This is a genomic window from Nostoc sp. GT001 (assembly GCF_030382115.1).
Lineage (GTDB): Bacteria > Cyanobacteriota > Cyanobacteriia > Cyanobacteriales > Nostocaceae > Nostoc.
In genome coordinates, this window is the sequence record NZ_JAUDRJ010000003.1 from 6,096,884 (window position 1) to 6,120,490 (window position 23,607).

General features: G+C 41.6%; 17 protein-coding genes, 2 tRNA genes and 1 pseudogene. 11 read left to right on the top strand and 9 right to left on the bottom strand.

What is annotated here, in order from left to right:
- Positions 1-197: 197 nt before the first annotated feature.
- Together QUD05_RS28530 and QUD05_RS28535 are read right to left on the bottom strand one after the other, a co-directional pair.
- Positions 198-3,122 (bottom strand): sensor histidine kinase, encoded by a 2,925-nt coding sequence (locus tag QUD05_RS28530; RefSeq protein ID WP_289799010.1) that lies wholly within the window; start codon positions 3,120-3,122, stop codon positions 198-200.
- Positions 3,123-3,322: 200 nt separating this feature from the next.
- Complete coding sequence (locus QUD05_RS28535; RefSeq protein ID WP_289799011.1) at positions 3,323-3,748, bottom strand: GNAT family N-acetyltransferase; 426 nt, start codon at positions 3,746-3,748, stop codon at positions 3,323-3,325.
- Positions 3,749-3,845: 97 nt separating this feature from the next.
- Between QUD05_RS28535 and QUD05_RS28540 the strand changes: the two genes are divergently transcribed.
- Positions 3,846-4,979: a quinone-dependent dihydroorotate dehydrogenase gene (locus QUD05_RS28540; protein WP_289799012.1), complete on the top strand. Its 1,134-nt coding sequence runs from the start codon at positions 3,846-3,848 to the stop codon at positions 4,977-4,979.
- Between the two features lie 133 nt (positions 4,980-5,112).
- Here the strand turns inward: QUD05_RS28540 and QUD05_RS28545 are convergent, their stop codons facing one another.
- Positions 5,113-5,838, bottom strand: coding sequence for a hypothetical protein (locus QUD05_RS28545; RefSeq protein ID WP_289799013.1), 726 nt, complete (start codon positions 5,836-5,838; stop codon positions 5,113-5,115).
- A 623-nt stretch (positions 5,839-6,461) separates the two neighbouring features.
- Between QUD05_RS28545 and QUD05_RS28550 the strand changes: the two genes are divergently transcribed.
- The 4 genes and pseudogenes from QUD05_RS28550 to QUD05_RS28565 all read left to right on the top strand — a co-directional run bounded on the left by QUD05_RS28550 (position 6,462) and on the right by QUD05_RS28565 (position 8,578).
- Positions 6,462-6,591 (top strand) — tRNA-OTHER (locus QUD05_RS28550).
- 36 nt (positions 6,592-6,627) lie between these two features.
- Positions 6,628-6,751 (top strand) — tRNA-OTHER (locus QUD05_RS28555).
- 62 nt (positions 6,752-6,813) lie between these two features.
- Positions 6,814-6,939: pseudogene (locus QUD05_RS28560) on the top strand.
- Between the two features lie 37 nt (positions 6,940-6,976).
- Complete coding sequence (locus QUD05_RS28565) at positions 6,977-8,578, top strand: TROVE domain-containing protein (RefSeq protein WP_289799014.1); 1,602 nt, start codon at positions 6,977-6,979, stop codon at positions 8,576-8,578.
- A gap of 327 nt (positions 8,579-8,905) precedes the next feature.
- Here the strand turns inward: QUD05_RS28565 and QUD05_RS28570 are convergent, their stop codons facing one another.
- Positions 8,906-9,760: a peptidoglycan-binding domain-containing protein gene (locus QUD05_RS28570; protein ID WP_289799015.1), complete on the bottom strand. Its 855-nt coding sequence runs from the start codon at positions 9,758-9,760 to the stop codon at positions 8,906-8,908.
- A gap of 243 nt (positions 9,761-10,003) precedes the next feature.
- Here QUD05_RS28570 and QUD05_RS28575 point away from each other — a divergent pair, with 243 nt between their 5' ends.
- Positions 10,004-12,328, top strand: a complete 2,325-nt coding sequence (locus tag QUD05_RS28575; RefSeq protein ID WP_289799016.1) for a tetratricopeptide repeat protein — start codon at positions 10,004-10,006, stop codon at positions 12,326-12,328.
- A 208-nt stretch (positions 12,329-12,536) separates the two neighbouring features.
- Here the strand turns inward: QUD05_RS28575 and QUD05_RS28580 are convergent, their stop codons facing one another.
- The 4 genes from QUD05_RS28580 to QUD05_RS28595 form a co-directional block, all read right to left on the bottom strand.
- Positions 12,537-12,698 carry a hypothetical protein gene (locus tag QUD05_RS28580; RefSeq protein ID WP_289794484.1) on the bottom strand — a complete coding sequence of 54 codons (162 nt, stop codon included), beginning with the start codon at positions 12,696-12,698 and terminating at the stop codon, positions 12,537-12,539.
- A gap of 195 nt (positions 12,699-12,893) precedes the next feature.
- The gene (locus QUD05_RS28585; RefSeq protein WP_289795576.1) at positions 12,894-13,175 is read right to left on the bottom strand and encodes a hypothetical protein; all 282 of its coding nucleotides are present in this window, start codon (positions 13,173-13,175) and stop codon (positions 12,894-12,896) included.
- 119 nt (positions 13,176-13,294) lie between these two features.
- A complete protein-coding gene (locus QUD05_RS28590) occupies positions 13,295-13,702 on the bottom strand; it encodes a transposase family protein (RefSeq protein ID WP_289795575.1) in 408 nt (135 codons plus the stop codon).
- Positions 13,703-14,030: 328 nt separating this feature from the next.
- A complete protein-coding gene (locus QUD05_RS28595) occupies positions 14,031-16,394 on the bottom strand; it encodes a CHASE2 domain-containing serine/threonine-protein kinase (RefSeq protein WP_289799017.1) in 2,364 nt (787 codons plus the stop codon).
- 486 nt (positions 16,395-16,880) lie between these two features.
- Between QUD05_RS28595 and QUD05_RS28600 the strand changes: the two genes are divergently transcribed.
- The 5 genes from QUD05_RS28600 to QUD05_RS28620 all read left to right on the top strand — a co-directional run bounded on the left by QUD05_RS28600 (position 16,881) and on the right by QUD05_RS28620 (position 20,797).
- Positions 16,881-17,009, top strand: coding sequence for a hypothetical protein (locus QUD05_RS28600; protein ID WP_289799018.1), 129 nt, complete (start codon positions 16,881-16,883; stop codon positions 17,007-17,009).
- A gap of 124 nt (positions 17,010-17,133) precedes the next feature.
- Positions 17,134-17,655, top strand: coding sequence for a LabA-like NYN domain-containing protein (locus QUD05_RS28605; protein WP_041565194.1), 522 nt, complete (start codon positions 17,134-17,136; stop codon positions 17,653-17,655).
- 95 nt (positions 17,656-17,750) lie between these two features.
- Positions 17,751-19,355, top strand: a complete 1,605-nt coding sequence (locus QUD05_RS28610) for a 2-isopropylmalate synthase (RefSeq protein WP_289799019.1) — start codon at positions 17,751-17,753, stop codon at positions 19,353-19,355.
- 100 nt (positions 19,356-19,455) lie between these two features.
- The gene (locus tag QUD05_RS28615) at positions 19,456-19,935 is read left to right on the top strand and encodes a GNAT family N-acetyltransferase (protein WP_289799020.1); all 480 of its coding nucleotides are present in this window, start codon (positions 19,456-19,458) and stop codon (positions 19,933-19,935) included.
- Between the two features lie 181 nt (positions 19,936-20,116).
- Entirely contained in the window at positions 20,117-20,797 is a 681-nt protein-coding gene (locus QUD05_RS28620; RefSeq protein WP_289799021.1) for an ester cyclase, read from the top strand.
- Between the two features lie 166 nt (positions 20,798-20,963).
- Here QUD05_RS28620 and QUD05_RS28625 read toward each other — a convergent pair whose 3' ends face one another.
- Entirely contained in the window at positions 20,964-23,420 is a 2,457-nt protein-coding gene (locus QUD05_RS28625; protein WP_289799022.1) for a HEAT repeat domain-containing protein, read from the bottom strand.
- Positions 23,421-23,607: the final 187 nt, after the last annotated feature.

Below are 23,607 nucleotides of genomic sequence, written 5' to 3' on the forward strand. Positions count from 1 at the left end.
CACTGTATAGCAGGAGGCAGGAGTTCTAATACCAATTCTCTAAAATGAGGCAACACATTCAAACCCCGAAAGCCAGGCCATATCTGACTTTCTTAATTACGAATTACGTTAGCGTAGCGGTAGCGAGTCCACGTACTCTTTCAGAGAAGCAAGCTACGCTTTTAGCGTCTCGTAGAGAGCGTCATTACGAATTGGTATTAAGAATCATGAATAGCTAACGGCAACAACAAGCGACTAACTACCCGATTATCTGGTAACTGATAGAAATTCAACTCTCCTCCTAGTTCTTGCATGAGGTTTTGGCAGATCACCAGATGTAAAGCTGGTGGTTGGTCGAGCTTGGAAGGAGCAAGCACATCTTTAGGTGTATTATCATGTAGTTCCGTGAGTAGCTGTGGTTCGATGACACCGTTATACGTGATTGATAGTTCTAGCGATGTCTGATGTTCAGCCGCTCCAGTTGTAGAAGAAGAATATTTTATATCTAAGGGTTTTGACGCATCTAAACGGCGACACCAAATATCAATTCTGCTACCGGTTTGAGAACGGTTACAGGCAGTAATCAATAATTCATGGATAACTAATTCAATTTTGACAATATCACCAGCGATCGCCATTGCAGATTGAGCGCTGGAGGGAGGAACGCCTCTAACTAATGAAGAATTTTTGGGCGATTCTTGCTCGTCAATAGGTTGTCCCAAACCATGTACACCAATCCACAGCTTTTGTTGTTTAAGTAAATTGTCGATCCGTTCGAGCGATCGCTTCAGTAAACTAGCTATGGGCATAGTTTCCCAACTAATATGTAGCTGCCAGTTCTCAAGTTTTAGCATTCCACTCATAGAGGTGGCTGTATGGTCTAACTGCCGCAGTAATAGCTGGTAGCGCATCTGAGTCAGTTCATTGGCAGGAATTCCCAAATCATGTATTTGTTTAAGAGAATGCGCCGTTATTCTTTGAATTTCCTCTAGGCGACGATGTTTATACCAGTTAAGTTGTCGTAATTCTTCGGTTGTGGATTCTAAAAGTCGGGTAATTTGCTTTTCACGACGCCACCAGGCTAATTGAGAAATCAGAGTTGCTGTTGCACTCAGGTTTTGTTCTGACCAACGACGCTCTTGATAGTCTACAAGCAACACGACACCAGTGGTTTCATAATCAGCAGTTGTACGTAATGCCATTACCAAAATTTGACTTTTGTCTGGAACATTCAACCATTTCCGGGTTTCTGGAGGTAAATTATCCACCTTCAAAGTCAGATAATTCTCCGTAACAAGTGCCCACTGAATTAAGGCTTCAGCCTGGATATAAATAGATGCATCAGAAAAAATCCCAAATTGGCTATTGTCAATCACTCCAGGAATAATTTCTGCCCAACTTTCACCAGGTGCCCAAGATAGCATTAGCGCTAGGGGACAACCCAAAATTGAGGCTATTTGTTCGAGGGCTGTAGATTCTAAATGCTTTTTTTCGACCTCAACGCTGTTTTGGGATTGTGTCAGGATACGTAAGCATTGCTCAAATGCCTGGGAAGTTTTTTGCTGCTGGGTGGTGCGGTTATGTAATTGCCACTGACGAACAATTACACCAATCTGTTGACTGACGCCNCACAGCAATTCTTTTTCCAAAGTTGTCCAAGAACGATGGGTGTCATGAGTAATCACCAAAAGGGCTGCTGGTATATGTTCGTGAGTGCATTTACAAACAAGTAGCGATCGCACATTATTCTCTAATAACGAGGGTCGCCAGTTAAAAAAGCGTAAATCTTCATCTAAGTTCTCAATTTCCACCGCTTGAGTGGAACTTTGCAAAAGCTGCCCATCTAATTCTTTGAGAGTATGCAGAGTAAATGTCAACGGACGACGATTTTGGGGCTGACTTTGGTAAATAAATTGATAATTCTTCTGTTCGGGGTCATACTGCAACAACAAAAAGCGGGTAGCACCTAATCGAGCTAAAACTCTTTTAGCACAACTGTGTAAAGTTGTCTGAAGATCATGTTCGCTATAGATACCTTGAGCAACTTGGCTAGTAAGTTGAGCATCCTCTTGAATCTGTTTAATCGTACTTTCCATGCTTTCGGTCGGTACAACCAGAGAAATTAAACCAGCAACACCCTGAACGAAATTTTTGTCTGTGTCTGTCCAGATGCGAGGTTCATTGCTTTCCACCGCCAGAAACCCGACTAAGTTCTTTTGCCAGATAATCGGAGCTGCTAGGAGCGATCGCACGTTCAAACGTTGCAGCAATTTAGCCGTAAAATGGCTTTTTAAAGAACTGCGGGCATCACCAATGGAGACAATTTGGTTAACTGCCAAAGCATAATAAAAATCGCTCAAGTCCTGTACAGTCATTCCCGCTGCTTGCTGGCTGCTAGAATTGCGATCCATTTTGACCAGCTGATTGCTCATTCGACACCAAAAGTAGCGCCCTTCTCGCTCAAACCAGTAAACATTTGTCCGGCTGGGAGAGACAAATTTATGAGTTGCTTGCACCGCTGCTTCAAGTCTTTGATTCAGGTTGCTGAGGGTGCGTAAATTTTCTAGCAGTTCTAATAATGGCTCGTCAGTTCGCCTGGTTTGCTTTTGGTGCTTATGCATTTCATTTTGATAAAGCACTGCCCCCAGTTCACCTAAAACCATCATTAAACGTGCTTTTGTTTCTCCTGTCAGTAGGTAGCCCCAGCGTTCTGAACCCAGTAATACCAAGCCCAAGCAACGGTCTTTGTAGCGAATCGGTAAAATAATCGTTCCTTGGATTTGGGATTTTTCGGCAATTTTTCGCCATTCTGCGGCACGGATTTCAGTTTGCAAATCAGCTACGCCTAAAGGATGCTGTTCAATTACTACTTGCTCTAATAAATCCCCAGGACTGAGAACAACCCTTTGGCGTAAAAAGCTCATGTCGCGATCGGGTGTGATGCCCCCTTTTCCAAATAATATGTGATTCAGGCGATCGTAAAGAGCAATCCAAATCAGTTTGTAGTCAAACTCTTCTTTGAGATAAGAAATAGTAGTTTCAATCAGAACGTCAACATCATCTTCTTCTCTAAGGCTCTGGAGGACGCGCCCCAAAGAGAGGATCTGCTGTTCGGCGGCTATAGGTTTTTGTGGCTGCCCCATCTGATTTATTGGTTAACATAACTTGTAATATATAAGATGCCCAGAAAAGCACCCTGAGTAATATTGCCACAAGTGTTTAATGTTGAACCTGGACAGGTTAATAGGACATTAAGCTAATCGTCATTCAAATTGCATTCCGCATTTTTGCGTCTTTCTAGCGATTTGAACTATACAACTTAAAATCGCTGCCTTCTGAATGTTTAACTCAGATTAAACAACTTTTGCATGAAGTATCTTTTATGACCCAGTGGGTAATTTTCTTGAAAAGCAAATACAGTGTAGCCTTGAGATTCATAAAATTCCTTAGCTTGAAAGTCTAATGTCTCAAGATGAACCCCTACACAGTTTTGCTTTTGACCTTCTTTTTCAGCAATTTTCAGGATGTTGCTTCCAATTCCTTTACCGCGTAAGTCTTCTTGAACAACTAGAACTCTGATATAAAGCCAATCACAACCGATTTCACCCAGAATTCCACCAACAATTAAGCCTGATTCATCTCGTGCAAAAACTGCTATAGGTTGCCACTGCGACAACGGAAAAAAATGTTGATTGAACTCGCGAATCATTTGGATGACAGTCATCCGATCCTGCTGAGTTACTTCTTGTTCTACTTGAACTGTAATCATCCTGATTTTGCTTCTGGGTAAGGTTTTGAGCCTACTCGTACATAATTTCAGAGTGAATTCTGACTTCTGATTTCTGAGTTTTTCTTTATAAAAGCTAATGGATATTTATAAATTTGCAATTAGTCCGCTTTTGTTCAATGTGGTAAAAACAGACCCGGAGTGGTTACATCAGCAGACGATTCGCAGTTTTAATTGGCTATCGCAAACGCCTTCTAGTTGGGTAAACCAACGTTTAAAGAAGTCTTTATGCCTGTACGATTCACGTTTAGAACAAAATTTGTTTGGGCTAAACTTTCCAAATCCTGTAGGGTTAGCAGCTGGCTTCGACAAGGATGGAGTCGCTGCGGGCATTTGGTCTAACCTGGGTTTTGGCTTTGCAGAACTAGGAACTGTAACCTTTCACGCACAGCCCGGAAATCCCCGTCCTCGTTTATTTCGCCTACCGTTAGATAAAGCTGCTCTCAATCGGATGGGTTTTAATAACAGTGGTGCAGCAGTAATGGCGGCACGTTTGGCACAGCAAAAGCATGAGTTAACCCGATCGATACCCATAGGAATAAATTTGGGAAAATCTAAGATAACTCCCCTAGAAGCAGCCGCACAGGATTATCTCGATAGTTTTCGTTTACTCAAAGATTTGGGAGACTATTTTGTTGTTAATGTCTCTTCTCCCAATACACCAGGGTTGCGATCGCTCCAAGATGCTTCTATGCTCAGTGCCATCTTAGATTTATTACAACAAGAAAATACTACACATAAACCAATTTTTGTCAAGATTGCGCCAGATTTATCATGGGAAGCGATCGCTGACATTATAAATCTTGCTAAAACCTACCAACTGGCAGGAATAATCGCCACTAACACTACCATCAGCCGTGATGGACTCAAGACCCAGGTTATTGACCAAACAGGCAAATCACCCCAGGAAGAAGCCGACGGAATTAGTGGTGAACCATTGCGCGATCGCTCCACTGAGGTAATTAGTTTTATTTGGCAGCAAACCCAAGGACAAATCCCAATAATTGGGGTTGGTGGTATTTTTTCCTCAGAAGATGCTTGGGAAAAAATTACTGCTGGTGCTAGTTTGATTCAGGTTTATACAGGCTGGATTTACGAAGGGCCAATGATGGTACGCCGAATTCTAGCTGGTTTACTTTCCAAGCTAGAACAAAGCGGATTAAATTCCATCAACGAAGCTGTGGGTTTACAAGTAAAAATTCCAAAATTCTAATTACGAATTACGAATTACGAATTACGAACTTGTATTGAGCGTCTTGCCTTGAGCGTATCGCTAAAGCGAAAGCTCCGCTAACGCGTAGCGTCTCGTAGAGAAGTCGAAAGGAGCCGAAATATTACGAATTGTTTTACCCTTCTTCCTCCACTGGGAAAAACTCCTTAGTTTTTTCCGAGTATGACCAGGCAATATTATCAGGGTCTTTGCTGCGACTCCACTCTGAAAACTCTGGATCATTTCGCCGTTTATAAACCGTGCTGGAATAGACATTTAGCCGTTTCGCAAGTTCAGATTGGATCAGAGAGCCAAAAATTAACTGTTTTTCCAGCGATCGTTTAGCTTCCTCATGAGTTGGCTGTGGGAGTGATTCGGTTTCTGGTTCTTCCTCCTGTGGGGTTGGCGGTGGTGCTAATAGCGATCGCGCAGTTTTAGTAACTGCTTGAGCCGGAAGTTCTTTAACAGGCTCACTACTATCAAGAATATTGCCGAGAATGCTGGCAGTTATAAAGTAATAAGACTGCCCTGCCTCTTCAGAGTTGACTATACTGGCACCAAATTCCGAGGCTTTACTATCCAAGTAGCGTTTTGCCGTTGTTCCAGGAAAATTGCCCTTGATTGCCAAGTCCATTGGCGTCAGTCTGCCCTGATTTTCACGAACCAATTGATGAAAAATTGGATTAACTCGATGAGTCCACTGTTGCCATTGATATTCCTGCCAAAGCTTGAAGCCAATTACCAGCACAATTAGGGCCAGTAAAATTCTCCATGTGGCAACTAGGAAAATAATCAAAAACGAGATGGGCAAAAGTAGAACGAGAAAAGCCTTACCGTTATCTTCTATGGGTTTCTCACTCATGCCGATTTTTGCCAAGTGAATTTTAGTAAATAATATTATCTATCTTGGCAAAAATTGTGTCACTTTTTTGTATCTTTTGGCAAAGTTGTGGCAAATTTGCCGGCAAAATCTTTACCCAGTAGGTGTTATAGCTTTATCACCCTTCTGCTCGTATAAGATTGGTCTGCGATGCCTACGGCGGTAAACTACGCGCAAAAGTTTTTTAACAGAGAAAATAAGAGGGTTTTGATGTATGGCGATCGTAATACATCTCAGATAATATCCCTCGAAATTCTAAGCGACAGTTTACTTGTACTCCTGAGACTNTTTATTTCCAAAGCAATAATTTTAAATTGGCTCGTCAGACCCTTGACAACAGATAATACACACACTACATTAATAATACAAGTCAACTTTCATGAGGGAGTTAGCTTTCACCATAGCGAATAGCTCAAATGGCAGAGCGCCCACCTTGCCCGAAAAGGCCGACGTATCGAGGGTTATCGCATATAAATANAAACACCCCCGATCAAATTTCTGGAGGTGTAGGTAAAAATCNNNCTTCGCTACAGAAAATTGAGTGCTGAGTGACGAATTTTAAATGTTTAACTCATAACTCCTCACCTTAATTCATAACTTTATATGTGGTGGGTAGCTCAGTGGATAGAGCGCCTAAATATCCTTATTCACACCTTGCCTGAAAAGGCCGACGAATTGAGGGTTATCGCCTGCCAAGCGGGAGGTCGCGGGTTCAATTCCCGCTCCACTACACCAAATTTAGTACTGAATTTTAANATTTTGAATTTTCATGTGGCGGGTAGCTCAGAGGTAGAGCGCTAAACATCCTTGTTCACCTCTTGCCTGCAAAGGCCGACGAATTAGGGTTATCGATTAGGGTTCGAGAGGTCGCAGGTTCAAATCCTGCTCCGCTACACTAAATAATTTTGAATTAAATTTAAAATCCAAAATCCAAAATCCAAAATCAAAATTTTTATGTGGCAGATAGCTCAGTTGGTAGAGCGCCGAAAAACATCCTTGTTCACACCTTGCCTGAAAAGGCCGACGAATTAGGGTTATCGCCTCNNNAGCCGGATGTCGCAGGTTCGATTCCTGCTCTGCCACCTTTCATTTTTGCCCGTAAGGGCCCGGAGATGAAGCGATGAATTACAATTTTTTCACTAAAAAGAAAACAAATACACCCCAAAATCAACCTATCCCCGGACGAGAAGCAGAAATGGTTCAGGGACGTTCCGGCGGTTGGATGTTTGACGCTGGTATTTGGAAAATGCTGCACCGTTGTTTGTTAGTTGGCACAGCAAAAAGCACTTACTACGCTGGTAAACAGGAATTAACAGAGGATTTTGTGGCAGTTGTCAGAAAAGCTGTTGCCGAAAATCCCAGCCGTGTAGCAGAAGAAATTCTATATGCTAGCGATGGACGCGCCATCAATAATAGTGCGCCTATCTTGGCTTTAGTGTTGCTATCAATGGGTGAAGCACCAGAAGCAAAACAGGCGTTTGGTGAAATCTTCCCGCAAATTGTCCGTACTGGTAGCCACTTCTACGAATGGTTGAACTACACCAAATCTCTGCGGGGATTTGGCAAAGTAGTGCGGGAAGCTGGTAAAACTTGGCTCTCAAGGGAAGATGTCAAAGGCTTGGCTTATCAACTGTTGAAATATCAACAGCGTCAAGGCTTCTCCCACCGAGATGCATTGCGGTTGTTCCATGTCAAACCGCCTACAGAAAATCACCGTCAACTATTTGAGTGGGTAGTTAGAGGCTGGGAAGAATTGCCAGCAGATATCCCCTCAGAAGCGTTGGCGCAGATTTGGTGGTATGAGTGGCTCAAGCGGAATCCCACTCAAACCCATGAAGCTATTTCCCAAGGACGCCTAACTCACGAAATGGCTGCACCTGTGGGCAAAATGGACAAAACCGCTTGGCAGCTAATCTTTCAGGAAATGCCAATAGGTGCAATGCTGCGTAACCTGGGTTCTTTGACTGAACTGGGTGTGTTGCAAACTGACGAAACTGCCAACTTGGAGCGAGTAGAAGCAGTTCTCAACAATAAGGAACATCTGCGTAAAGGTCGTATCCATCCAATTGATGTTTTGAAAGCACTCAAAACTTATGAATCTGGTGGGACATTAGGACGCAGTAAGAAAACTTGGAACCCAGTTCCTCGGATTGCGGACATTTTAGAAAAGTCGGTTGAACTGTCTTTTGATGTTGTGCAACCTACAGGTAAAGTGTTCATACACGCCGTGGATGTTTCTGGTTCTATGGGTAGCATGGTTGCAGATATGGGATTGACTTGCTGTGAAATTGCCACCACAATGGCACTGGTGACAGCAAAAGCAGAGAAAAACTACATGATTCGCGGCTTTGCTACAGAATTCCGGGAATTAAGTATCACTGCCAAAGATAGTTTTAGTTCTGCGGTTCGCAAAGCTAGCAACCAAAACTTCGGTGGAACGGATGCGTCTGTAGCTTACGACTGGATGATTAAAAATAAGTTCAAAGCAGATGTAGTCTGCTTTTGGACTGACTCGGAAAGCTGGGCTGGGTATAAGCATCCAAGTCAAGCGCTGAAGGAGTACCGCAAAAAGGTAAATCCTAACGTCAAGGCGGTGTATGTCACCTTGACACCTTACCAAATTACTTTAGTAGATCCTGAAGATTCGCTGTCTTGGGATTTGGCAGGATTCGACCCAGGTACGCCTCGGATCATCCAGATGCTTGCTACGGGTGAATTGTAGATATTGCTGAAGGGTAAAGGATGAAACACTTTATCCTTCATGCTTCATGGCGGGTTATCCTTGTTCGCAACTTGCCTTTCGGGGCCGAGGAATTTAGGGTTATCGGTTACGTCTCCACCATTGTGGGGATTAGCGGGTTCAATCCCCGCACCCGCCTTTANTTTTTGATTTTCTCCTTACGCAAAGAAGAAAGCAATTTAATTTTTGAATGGTCGTTTTTCTATATTGGTGTTGTACTTCTCAAAAAGTGCGATCGCATCAGTCGGATAGGCGATCGCTATTTTTAGAAGCACAGCGATCGCTCATCATCTATTCACCCACTCAATGTTAATTAAACAATGTCCCCAAAAAACCGATAATTGGTTTCCAAAAGATACCAGTTAACACATAAGGAGCATATTCTAAAAGCGGTAAACTTGAGTGCTTCGAGGGCTTCAGCGGTAAACACTCCAAGAGAAAAGGCACTATACAGGTGAGTCCATAGGCAGTTGCTAAGGCTATATTCCATTTCAGTTCATCTGCTACTGGTATGGGGCTACAATAAATACCCAGTAGAATGAAAGAGATCATTAAAAGCTGCTCACAAAAAAACCAGGATTGGGGCGATAGAAAATAAACTAACTGGAGAAAGCTTTTGTTATCTATTTTTTGTCGCATTCCCATTAATACAGCCCAAGTCGCAGCCCCAACTATGCCATCATCTTTCAGTCCATAAGTTCTTTGAAAGCGTTTAACACCTCTTTCAGTTTCCCTACTAAAATATCCATCAGGTTCTTTTTTTAAAAATCCTTCTTCATTAAGGATAGTTTGCAGTTCCTTAATAGCATCCTGTAATTTTGGCGACATACTTTTCTGATTGCGGTAAAGCCTTGGGTAGAAAAGGCAAGCCCAACTTAGTGGCCCGACTACTCCATCCACCTGAAGATTATTGGCTTTCTGAAATTTTATTACAGCCTCTTCTGTTTCTAAGTCAAATTTACCACTAAGAGTTGAGAGAAACCCCTGAGCTTGCAGTCGTTCTTGCAGTTCATTAATTGATTCTTGTGCAGAATTTGGCGAAAAGTCTCGGTATAATATGGGACGCTTATTGAATACACAGACTTGTCTTTCTTCTGGGAAATAACGCCGGGATTGTTTTAGCCCAAACAAGAGATTTAGGAAACTAAATGCTTTCTTTGTCATAGTTTTATTGAGTAATTTCTGAAAAAAATAACCGGGTCTACTTTTAGAGCTTAGAAGGTAGTATGTCGAGAGCCTCTAGCCTCTAACAACTAGAGAAAAAAATAGACTTATAAATTAGCTTACTGATTAAATTTCAGGCATGAATTAACATTGTTAAAAAAATGTTAGTGATTTATCAAACTCATGTTCGTTAAAATGTTGTTATTAATGCCACATTGATGACAAATTTATTAGGTGATATTTATGTCAGGTCAGTCAGAACCTTGGAATTTACCTAAAAGTTGGAATAGCAAGATTTTGCAGGGCTGGGAGATAAACCGACTACTGACTGACTTAGAGTCTATGCTTCAAAAACGTTATAGACAAAGTACCAGGAAAGACCTGTTACTTGGGTTACTCTGTGGGTGTAGCTTGAAAAAGATTGGTCAAGATTTACACAAGGAAAATTCTGTTGTCAGAGCAGGGTTAAGCAATATCTATCGGGACATTGAAATTTTGACAGGAGAACCAAATAACACTGTCAAGTCCAGTAATCTTGTCCACATTTTAGAAAAACATGGGTATCGCAAAAATTCTGTGGTATCCACGATCAAAAGCCGCTCTATTCCCCACAATTTACCAGCACCAACTTACACGCAATTTATTGGCCGGGAACCGGATATGAATAAGCTACTAAAACGCCTTTCACCGGATCATGGCGCTCATATCATCACGGTGCATGGTATTGGTGGTGTGGGTAAAACGGCGTTGGTGTTAGCCGCTGCTTACCTGTGTTTAAAAGCCAGTAATGAAAACTTTTCTGATGCACCAAAATTTGAGGCGATTATTTTCACTTCAGCCAAACAACAAGAACTTATTCCCAACAATAGTATATTGCGGCGGCAACAGGGACAGCGTAACCTGCGCGATATCTTTCGGGAAATTGCCAATGCTTTAGATGATCCTACGATTATTCAATCTCCTGCCAATGACCAATTTGACCGTGTACGCCAAAGTCTCTCAAGACAAAGAACACTGTTGATTGTGGACAACATGGAGACTATAGAAGACAGAGATGAGGTTATTGAGTTTTTATATAATCTGCCCATTTGCGTCAAAGTGGTAATTACTACCCGTGAGCAAATTGCCTTGCTACCGATTCGTCTACGAAACTTGCCCTTAGATGATGGTTTGCAGCTGATTCGACAACAAGCTGAAGAAAAAGGTATAGCTCTCAACGATGAGGAATCAAAGCTGCTCTACAAAAACACTGGTGGAATCCCTCTCGCGATTGTGTATGCGATCGGTCAAGTATCCAGTGGCTACTCTTTAAACTCGGTATTGGATCGATTAACCTCGGCTACAGATGATGTAGCTTGTTTTTGCTTCGAGCAATCAGTGCAAGGAATCAAAGGACAGTCACCCCACAAGTTACTGATGTCACTAGCGATTTTTCCTGACTCTCCCATACTTGCTGCTGTGGCTGAGGTTGCTGGACTAACAACCGCTCCTGATCCTGTAAATAATGGCTTGGCACGTTTGCAGCAACTTTCCTTGGTGAATCTAAACCCAGAGACTAAGCGGTTTGAAATGCTTTCTCTGACTCGTGAGTACGCTTTAGCAGAATTGGCTGCTTACCCAGATTTTGAGAAGGAAGCACGTAATAGGTGGGTTAAATGGTATTTGGATTTTGCCCACAGTTATGCTGATGAAGATTGGGAAAAGTGGATACACTACAATAAGTTAGAGCCAGAAGAAGCAAATCTGCGCACAGTACTTTATTGGTGTAAAGACCAAGACCGCTACGAAGCAGTTAGAGATTTATGGATGCTCTTGATCCATTATGCAAATGTCTACGCTTACTGGGACGATCGCCTAGATTGGCTGCAATGGCTCATTGAACAATCAGAACGCCGTGGGGAATGGTCTTCTTTCGTAAAAATCACCGTCCGCAAAAGCTGGTTACTAATTCGAGAGTGTTCTTCTGTAAGTCTGAAAGAAGCAGACGAAATTTTGCAGCGGACATGGATTTTGCGTGACCATGCGGATTTGTGCGTTCAGGCTGACTTAGCCGAAAGTATGGCTAGGCTAAAAATTAGACAAAAGGATTATCAAGATGCACGCCACTGGCTGACGGTAGAAGAAAAATTGGTGATCGAGGCAAATCTTGAGGAGCGACAGCATATCCGCTATTTTATTCCCGTTCTTTACCATCAGGCTGAAATCTTTTATTTAGAGGGTGAATATCTTTTAGCAAAGCAGCTATTTCAAGAGGTGATGAGAAGTGCAGAAAACATTAGTTGGCATCGGGTGATCAATTCTGCGAGCAATTGGCTGGCTGATCTTGCCATTGAACAAGGCGATCGCGAAGAAGCTCAAAAGCTATTAATTCAAGGATTCACTGTTGCTGAAATGACTCACAACAAGCGGCGTTTAGCTCGCTATCAACGTTCTTTTGCCCGTTGGGAGAAAAAGTGGGGAAGCGTAGAGAAGGCTCAAGAATGGTCAACTAAGGCTATTAATGGTTTTAAGCAATTAGGGATGACACAAGATGCACAGGATATGCAAATTTTTCTTGATTCTCTGTAATTATACGCAAACAATGCATCATATCATGTCCGCATAATTAGTTATGCTAACCACAGTCATTGCACCCCACACGCCAGATGCTCCACTTGGGGAGACCCCATCGCCCTTGGCGTCTCCCCTTGGGAGAAGACCGCACTGGCTCCCCTTAATCCCCTCCCTGCTTGCGGGGAGGCAGGGTGGATTAATTGTCGGGCGAGAAAAAGTTTTCTCACTCGACCATTGGACTCACAGGCATTGGGCAAAAGGAGTCGGAGTGGTCAAATAGCGCATCAAAAATCATTTGAAGTTGGTTAGCCATCAGCCTTAACGCTTCGGGAAGAGTCCGACAATTTAACTGACGAGCCAGGGAAACTAAAAACTGTCTGACCATCGCCCAATTAGCTGGTGAAAAACCGCCAGTATGAATACAGTTATCTTCATTTAAAGTTACATCCTTGACCCAATGAAGTTGATTTTCAATTGACCAATGACCACGAATAATCTCCGCGAATTCTGAAGCTGAATAATTTCAGCTACTTAAATAAAAGTGTTGTTCATGATAGTCAACAATCTGGCGACGACAATTCTATCCTTGAGGTCGAGTTCCATATCTGTTAACCTCAATTAAACTTTTAGCGCCAACCCAATCAGGTAGTGACTCAAATGGAATTGGATAGACTTTGACTTGACGAGTAGTCTTTCGTCCATGTAAATTTTCATCATGGTAATTGGTATCGATAGCGATTGAGGATTCAGCTAGCTCAGTAGCTACTTTCAGGAGATTTGGCTGGTTTCTTTTAATAGTAATAATGTAGTCATTTTCTCCCTCGATAATCAGCTCAACAGTTTTTTTGGCAATGTAGTGCATCGGCTGTAATCACGATATGATGCCCATAAAGCTTTTTAATTAGCTCTTCTACCACACTAATCTCACTGTTTTTGTTATTTTCCATAGCTTGATGTCTGATTACCCATCCTTGCTGATGACTATAAACTGAAAACTGAAACGATACTCACAAAGTTTTGATAGGATTGATTTCCCCCGGTTACAGTACTTTTAATACATTTCCCATCGATGGCAAATAATTCTTTGAAATTAATTGGCAAACTCTTTTCTGCCCAGACGTTAAACAGTTCAGCTAATATCTGAAAATCAATTGACATCATAATATTTCTGAATGTTGATGCTGACGGAAATTGAATATCTGGAGATAAATCTAATAATTTGATTAGAGATAATCGATGATTTTTTGTGAACTCAGCTAAAGGTTTATACCCCCAATATCCTGTACAACTACCTAACAAAACTATAGTTAGTATTATCCAAAGTCTATGTCTAATACCTCTAGCATGTCGATAATCGGGAACCCCTTGGATTGCTTCGATTAAATTCATTCCTAACTTTCCTCTGGGAGAACCGTGTTTTTCTTAAGGAATCATCCTTCTATGTTATATTTTCTCTCTCGACAATTAATCCACCCTGCTCCCTGCTTGCGGGGAGGGGAGACAAAGCGTAGCTTTGGCGGGGGTGGGGTTCTTCGGGTTTAATAAGCAATCAAGCGGACATGATATCACTCGTATAGCTGCTGGCCAAGTGCGATCGCAAACTTCACCTCTTACAATTAAATAAGGTGCTTTTTTGTCAACACAATGTAATATAGCTTAGTAAGAATTGCGCGATCGCTGTTCCCTTTATATCTAAATATTGTCCCTGCATTCCTTCTCAGGGATTTTCTGAGGATGGTTCTGAGTAAGATTTTGTGGGAGCGCCTAATTCATCTAAAGTATTCATTAATAAGTCATCTTGTGGAATATAGTCTCTGTGTTGGGAATTTACCAAATCATCAAGAGCTTTAATAGCTTTCAGAGCTTCAAGATCCTTAAGAGCCTCTGATGCAGACTGATATCGCTCTTTGAAGTCATCCAGCACCATTTTACTGAGAATCTTAGCTAAGGAGTGGCTCACCTGAGTGCGATTGCTCCATTTGATTTCTCCATCAGAATTTCTATCTAGCTCACGGGGTGCTACACCAGTCAAAGCTTTAATCCCAACCATGCCAACTGCATAGATATCACTACTATAGTGTGGACGCCCAAAACATTGTTCGCTTGGTGCGTAACCCTGAGTACCAATACCAATGGTGAAAGGAGTTGACTCTTGGCGATCGAGTTGTTTGATGCCGACTTCCTTGACGGCTCCAAAGTCAATCAATACTAGTTTTCCGTCTGAGTGTCGCCGGATGATATTACTGGGTTTAATATCCCGATGAATCACGTGGTTTTCATGGACAAATGTTAATGTTTGCAATAAGTCCCTGATAATTTTGATCGCTGCAATTTCTTCAATTGCTCTACCTGCTGGAAGTTCTTGATTTAAAGGATGACCAATTATCTGTTCTTGGACTAAATAAAATTCTTCATCTTCTTCAAAATAGGCCAAAAGTTGAGGAATTTGAGCGTGCCTTCCCAATTTTTCTAGTGTTTGTGCCTCTGAGTGAAATAAACGTCTGGCAAGTTGCAATCCTTCTGGTTTGGTGTTGGCTGGTTTTAATTGTTTGACAACACATTGCGGATTACCAGGACGTTGGGTATCTTCGGCAATGTAGGTTTCACTAAATCCACCAGAACCGAGAACTTTGACAATTTTGTAGCGTCTAGCCAAAACTTTGCCAGATAAGGCTAAATCTCGTTGCTGAATTAGGTGTTGGAAGTCATCTTGTTGGCTGATAATCTCTTGGACAACGGGTGAAGTTTTATACTTCTGAAAAATGTCTACCAATTGGCGTTTTCTGATGCTTTCTCTGATGACTGAGGTTGCCAAATAGCAAACTCCGGTCATGGCGATCGCGATTATTGGTACACTAGTGGGGAAAATTAACTGACCATAGACAAATAACCCATAGCTAATTACTCCCCAAGCGCCAGACAGGCCAAGGCTATAGAAAAATCTATTAATACTACGCTTGCGTCTGCTAATCATCAAGGCTGAACTGCCTACTAGCATTAGCACAAACAAACCCTGCAATGGTGGACTCTTAATTCCTGGGGCGATCGCTTTTCCTGACATCAAAGTTGCGATCGCATTGGCGTGAATTTCCACGCCCGACATCTGTTCAGTGCTATTACTACCAGCGACTGGATAATAATCATTATGTAACTGATCTGTTGCACCAATCAGCACGATCTTGTCTTTGAAAACTTTTCCCTGCTGCAAATAGGTGTTCCAGTTTTCCGGGTCGAGTACGTGCCAAAAAGGTTTTTGCTCAAATGTACCCGCAGGCCCCAANAAATAAATGCGATCGCCCTTTGGTCGGGGATAATTTACTTGTGCTGCCTTCAGCGCGGCTTCATCAAAAGAGAGTCGCTTTTTGGTAAATAAATTATCTTCACCTAATAACTTGGGATACTCACTCGCTAATCGATGAACTTTTCCATCTACTTCTAAAGGGAAATTAACTGAGCCAATGGATACTGACCCTGTACGAAACATTTGTTGTGGGTCAGTCAATTGCGTAAAAGACCCTTGGTGCGTCTGGGAATTTTCGTATATGGCTGCTAAGGTAACTTTATTGCCATATTTTTGCAATGCTGCTTGGAATTGGCGATCGTCTGCAACTCCATAACTGCTTGCCGTATCAAAAACTACATCTAATGCTACAGCGCGGGCACCTGCTTCGATTAATTTTGTTATTACCTGGGAGTATGCGGCCCGTTTAAAAGGATAAGATTTCAGCGTTTCTAAGTAGCCATACTGTTTCGGATCGGTTTTATAGTACTGTTCGGGAACCGATATTGACTGATCGTCTATTGCTAAAATTACAATGTCTTCTGGAGGCACAATCGGCCCGCGCATTTGAAAAAAGCCAGAAAGCACCTGATTTTCCATCAATTGAACCAATTCCCCACCAGAAGCGCTCAATAGTGCGCCCCCAATTGCCCAAGTACCTGCCAGTAGATGACCTAAGCGAACCATCCACCGGGAGTGGCGAGCAGATGCTGTTGAAGTCACTTTTGTTGGTTTACTTGACAGTTTATTGGCAGTAGAGACATAGTTTTTAGTTAAGGTAGACGTAGGTTCTTCTGCCATATCGTGTTACTGATTGATTTTAGTCCAACACTTTTATTTATTCAGACCGCGTTTTAGTGTAAGCACATTGAAATAAGACTTAAATGATAATCTTATACATTTGTAAAGTATCTTCTATTCATCAACAAACTTTTATTGGCAGAGCCAGCCCCCAAAAAATTCTTACTCAACCACTACTTAATTTATTCTTTTTCTGTTGAATGAGTTACAAGTAGTGATTGTCTCATAGATCGGAGCCGGATATACTCTAGCTGTGAATTTGGTTGTGGCAAGATTTTACCCTTACCTAACCAACAACTACGTTACTAACTGGATGCTATACCAGAAGCAGTCCCAAGGCTGTCTTCTGTCTCTGGTGCAATGTTGGTAATCTCCAGAAAGCGTGTTCTGATACTGACAGCTTTGCCGAAAGATAGGCATTTATTTATATCTTACCTTAAGCCTATGTTATACCTCTTTAGGAGTAAACTTTAGTGTTATGCAGCGATGAATGCTGTTACTGGGTCAATTTTATGGGTAGATTTTGATCGCCAAGTGGCTCTTGCAGTGCTGGAGGTGAATCAGGTTAACACCCAGGATCTCAACTTCAATATTGCAGGCGTTTTTATGTCTTGAAAGAGGTAGGATAAAAGCTATAGATAAAGAACTACGTTATAGATATTAGCAAACAAGGCATTTGAAAATTGCTATAATCTATTGTTCCATCTAAATTCATATATATTATTAGGTGTAAATTTGTATGGGTTCTCCAATGAATCGTCTGTCTATTTTTGTAGATGGAAATAATATGTTCTATGCTCAACAAAAAAATGGCTGGTTTTTTGACCCGCGGCGAGTCTTAGAATACTTCAAACATGAGCAATCAGAAACAACATTAATTAATGCCTTCTGGTACACTGGCTTAAAAGATCCACAAGACCAGCGAGGTTTCAGAGATGCTCTAATTAGTCTAGGATATACAGTACGAACTAAGATTCTTAAAGAATATTATGATGATACGTCAGGTCGTTACTCGCAAAAAGCGAATTTAGATATTGAAATTGTTGTAGATATGTTTAATACAGTAGACCAGTATGACAGAGTAGTATTATTCAGTGGTGATGGAGATTTTGAAAGAGCAATCGAACTATTACGCTCAAAAAATACACATATTACGGTAGTATCAACGGAAGGAATGATTGCTAGAGAACTACGCAATGCTACTGATAGATATATAGATTTAAATGATATCAGAGATCAAATAGAAAAAACTGAAGGTTAGTAGCTTTAACAATTATTTACAAAAGTAAGAGTAAAACAAAAACTAGGGTTGAAGATATATTAAGCCTCAAGTAAACACTAAACAGCAAACGGCAAATGACAAACAAAACAGATCGAATTATCATTTTTGATACAACATTGCGAGATGGAGAGCAGTGTCCGGGAGCGACTTTGAATATAGACGAAAAGCTAGTTATTGCCAAGCAATTAGCGCGTCTAGGTGTAGATGTAATTGAAGCAGGCTTTGCCTTTGCCAGTCCCGGAGATTTTGAAGCAGTCAAGAAAATTGCTCAAATTGTCGGGACAGAAAATGGCCCGGTAATTTGTAGTTTGGCAAGAGCGATTAAGGCAGATATTGAAGCGGCTGCGGAAGCATTAAAACCAGCAGTTAATGCCAGAATACACACATTTATTTCGACTTCTGATATTCATTTAGAGTATCAATTACGAAAGTCACGGGCAGAAGTGCTAGCGATCGCCGAAGAAATGGTAGCCTATGCCAAGTCCTTCATGACAGATATCGAATTTTCACCGATGGATGCGGCTCGTACCGATCCAGAATTTCTGTATCAAGTTTTAGAGCGAACGATCGCAGCTGGTGCAACAACAGTTAACATTCCCGATACTGTCGGTTACACAACTCCTAGCGAATTTGGAGCAATGATTAAGGGCATTATTGAAAATGTCCCCAACATCGACCAAGCGATTATTTCCGTTCACGGTCATAATGATTTAGGCTTGGCAGTTGCTAACTTCTTAGAAGCCGTAAAAAATGGTGCGCGGCAACTAGAATGTACGATCAATGGCATTGGCGAACGTGCCGGCAATGCATCACTAGAAGAATTGGTAATGGCGTTGCACGTGCGGCGGCAATATTTTAACCCTTATCTCGGCAGACCAGAAGATTCTCAAGAATCGCTGACAAATATCGACACCCGACAAATTTATAAAACCTCACGCTTAGTTTCTAATTTGACGGGAATGTTGGTACAACCAAATAAAGCGATCGTTGGGGCGAATGCCTTTGCCCATGAGTCGGGAATTCACCAAGATGGTGTTCTAAAAAACAAGCTAACTTATGAAATTATGGATGCCCAATTGATTGGCTTAACAGACAATCAAATTGTTTTGGGCAAACATTCAGGGAGAAATGCTTTTCGTACTCGGTTGAAAGAATTGGGCTTTGAACTGTCGGATAGTGAGTTAAATAAAGCCTTCGTTAGATTCAAAGAAGTAGCAGATAAAAAGAAAGAAATTTCTGATTGGGATTTGGAAGCGATCGTTAACGATGAAATCCAACAAGCGCCCGATTTATTCCGGGTAGAGTTGGTGCAAGTTTCCTGTGGTAGCAACGCCCGTCCTACTGCTACAGTTACTCTGCGTACTCCAGAAGGTGAAGAATTAACCGATGCTGCGATCGGTACTGGCCCAGTGGATGCAGTTTACAAAGCCATCAACCGGGTGGTGAATGTGCCTAACGAGTTGATTGAGTTTTCTGTGCAGTCAGTAACAGCTGGTATTGATGCTATTGGCGAAGTGACGATTCGTTTACGTTATGAATCTAAAGTGTTTTCTGGTCATGCAGCGAACACAGATATCATCGTGGCATCCGCACAAGCTTATGTAAATGCCTTGAATAGGTTGTATGCATCTTTGCAAACTCAACAAAAGCCAGAGGAAGTAACTGCACAGAAAGTCTGAGATTGTATCTGTGAAACTGCTAGTTTTTAGCTGATGCTAACAAACTCCTCTCCAACTTTGGTGAGGAGTTATTTGTGAGTTACAAAAATTGTTGGAAATTATGCTGACAGAAAAACATACAACTATCAGAGAAGGCACAATCAAAGAAGACTCACTGATTGCAAAACACTCTTACCAAATGTGGTTAGATATTGGTGTTGATGAGAGTAATATTATTATGGAATGGGAGAATATTACCCTGCAATTTATAGAAGAAGCGCGTCGAAATTTATTTTATAAGGCTTTTATTGCAGAGATTGATAATACAGTTGTGGGTTCTGTAAGTTGTCAACTATTTGCAGGTTTATACCCCAATGTTTTCAAAGATGAATACCGCAAATTTGGATATATTTGGGGCGTTTATGTTGAAGAGTCTTACCGCAGACAAGGCATTGCTAAATCTCTGACTAATAGAGCAATTGAATATTTAAAAGCGATCGGTTGCACGCGAGTGGTTCTTAATGCCTCGCCATTGGGTAAACCAGTTTACTCCAGCCTCGGTTTTGCTGAAGGGAATATAATGCAATTAGATTTGATTTAAGTACACCAATTTTTTTGCAGACTAAAAAGTTTCTAAATTCAATAGGATAAGTTTCTAGCTCAAGAAGCTTTGTGCAATATTGATTTAATTATTAATATTGTTTACTTTTTTAGATTTTTATATTTACTTATATGCATAAAACTTTATTCTAAGAAACGACGTTTATAACTAGTTAGCTTGTATGAGTAGTGAGAAAACAACAGAATTGCCACTCTGGTTACAAGATAGAGATATAGTCATTGCTCATGATGAAGAAGTACAGTGGCGAGAAGGAAAACGCCCAGATTATTCATACACCAATGAATTTCTTCATCAAGAGAGTAAATTTCAACATCCTGAAGGTTCTTTAGAAGCGATCGCTCAAAACTTAGTCCGCACTTTTGAGATGGAAGCTTCTAATAAATCTAATCCTCAACAGTGGCTTTCGATTGTTACTGATAAGTTTAAGATGAGTACCAATGGCGGACAACAATTCACCGCTCAGGATGTTGCAGATGAAGGGACTTATAACCTGTTTTTGGGTAAAACTGAGCAATATGACTCTGAAACAGAAACCTTTGAATCTTCATTTCAAGTTTTTCATACAGCCTTTCCCAATGGCTTTCTTTGGGAATTAACAGAAGTCCTTTCGGGGCCGCCTAATGTTACCTTTAAGTGGCGACATTGGGGAACATTTAATGGTTCCTATAAGGACTATGCACCCACAGGTGAAACAATAGAAATCGTCGGAGTTAGTATTGCTCGCGTCACTGATGATTTGAAGATTGAGTCTTTAGAACATTATTTTGATAATAATGTCTTTCTTCAGAAATTAACGGCAGGTGGTTGTCCTTTCCATTCTCAAAATCAGAACAATCACTAATTTTCATTTAGTTATAGTCTATCGAATAGCACGCTCATCGGCGCTCTTAGCAAACAGCAGTAAGCGCCGATCGAGTGATTATAATCATCGAAAGTCTGCAATTTAAGATTTATTATTAAGGCTGATAATGGATGCAGAGAAATTTTAAGAAATTAAAAAATGTCATTTATGGTATTCGTATTTGCACAGTAGTAGCTGGTGTATTGACTGAAGGTGTAAACCCAGCCAGTTTACCCGACTTCTGGGGTACAAAATCCGTTTCTTTGCTACCTTGAACCTCAGATAAGTAGCAATCTCGCACTGCTAACAACAAGCCTTTGATGGCATCTGGTGCGCCTGTTTTAACTAAATCGTCCGCCTTTTTGAAAAAATGCGATCGCCATTTGCTATCGTTATTGCCATACAATTCTATTAAATACCAACCTGCAAGATACTCAGCTAAAGGGTCAAGACAGAAACGGATTCTATCTTTGGCAGAACCGATAGTTTGAATCAGGTGCAAACGTTTTTCCAGATAATTGAGGTGTGCTTCGGGGTCATCAATACCCAAATTTGCTAATGCAGCAACCGCATCGGCACGCTTGGCTGTTCCTGGTTGATAACTTTGCTGCAAGCATTCCCAGGCAATGGTTTTGGCAATTTGATGAACAGTGCGGTCATCAAATTGATTGTCTGTAACATCACGATTGAGTTCGTTGATATAACCCAGCATCAAATTAGGAATATTCTCTGGTAACGCAGAAATATTCGATGTAACGTCTTTACTGGCGATTAACTGTTCAGCATAAAGTTTCGCCAGCAAAACAGTGATATTATTTTGACCGACCATCAGAGAAAGACGATTACAAGCGTCAAAAAATTCCTGGTCAGTAAAGCGATCGCGTTTACCTCGCTGCATGAGATAAGCTTCCATAAAGGACGATAGTTTATTCGCCTCAATCCGCAGAGGTTTAATTATCGTCTTATTAACCCGCCCCAGCTTTTCCTCAATTCGGGAAGTAATCACCAACGCATTCACCGGAAACTCTGGCGACTCCGGCTCAATTGCTTCTCGTGTAGTCGCATTCATTTCTGAGAATCGGTCTACAATCACTAGAATGCGTTTCTTTCTTAACAAACGTAACAGTAATTCTTGACAAATCGGCTCTGGTTCATCAATTAAAGCTTGCAACTGTCCTCTGATAGCTTCTAAAAGCGGCGACTTACCTTCACTTACCCGAAATTCTTCTTCTAAAAGCACAGGTAACATCAAATGTTTGCAGAGTTGTTGGTCTTCAGTCTCAGCCATTGCCCATCCAGCGATTCGACACGCTAAACTGGTTTTACCTACACCCCCTTCCCCACCAATTACTAGACAGCTACGTTGTTTCTCAAAAGTTGAGCGCAAATTCTCATTCATCAGTTGGGGAACTGTTGTACCATCCAGAACAACGGGAATGGGAATGTAACAGGCGCGACTGCTAACTGTATCCTTTTTGGGAAATTGTTCGCGGGCTGCTTTGATATATTTAGCTACCCACGCATCTAATACTCTGGGATGGTAATGAAACCAGCCAACAAATAGCACATATCGCAGAGGTACATTAACGCTGATAAATGGGAGAGAAAAATCTGTGTAGGGTTTGAGGGCGTTGTTAATTTTCAACAACCATAAAGGGGCTACCCGCAAGAGAATTAACCAAATAGAAGGCAATAAGATAACGTAGGCGGCAATTCCCAAAAGTAATTTATGCTTAAATAGCGATTCCAGAACTCTATCAAAGAGGCGAGTTTCTTTTTCTGCTTTCAGGGCATTGAGAGGGCGACGTATCAGCTTAATGTCCGTCTCAGTGAATTTATCTTTGTATTTTTGTATAGTTGCCAATACCTCTTCAAAGTCTGAGATGACTTTCTGCAACTTGGAGGTAGGTAAAGCATTTGCCTTGTCCTGAAAGCCTGCTGCTATTCCTCCTAAACCTTTGATAGCACCTAAACGCACGTAAAACTGGCTATCATTCAACAGCGCAATTAAATTCGGGACAGCCGATACTGCTTCTGTACCCATTGCACCCAAAGCATAGGCAGAATTGTAACGTACAGTGGGGTTTTTATCTTTTAAGGCAGCAGTTAATACTGGGACAGCTACTTTCGCTTCTACACCAATTTTTCTGAGTGCAGAAGGAACATAAATGCGAACGAATTGCTCCTTGTCTTGTAATGCCGCCATCAACGATGGAACTGCTGCTTTGGCTGCTGTACCAATATTTCCTAAAGCTAAGGTGGCGTACAAGCGGACTTGTCCATCCTCATCCTGCAATGCCGCACTTAAGGCTGGGACTGCTGGTGCTGCTTCTGCACCCAAATCTCCTAGAACTGAAGCGGCGTGCCAGCGAAGATTAATATCCTGATTTTTCAAAGCCTCAATCAGAGACGGCACTGCTGGCGAACCGATATTAACTAATGCGTCTGCTGCAAGGCTTCTGATATGGGCATCGTTATCTATCAGCTTCTCAATCAGGGGAGCAATTTTGCTGTCAGTAGTGATTTGCGCCCAACTATTGCTTGTGCATAGTAGGAACAGTGTCAGGCATAAGACAACTACCTTGAGCGCACTAAGTAATACTTGTCTGGTATGCTTTGTCATTGAATCGGATTGAATCACCCGATGAACAACTCCAGTCAGAGAAACTATACCTAAGATTGTAATCTAACTGTCAATGTGGGTTAGCGATGTCTACGATGGTCACTGAGCCTGTCCTGAGCGTAGCCGTTGGCGTGGTCACTGAGCGTAGTCGAAGTGCAGCCTCTCGTAGAGAAGGGCGCAGCCGAAG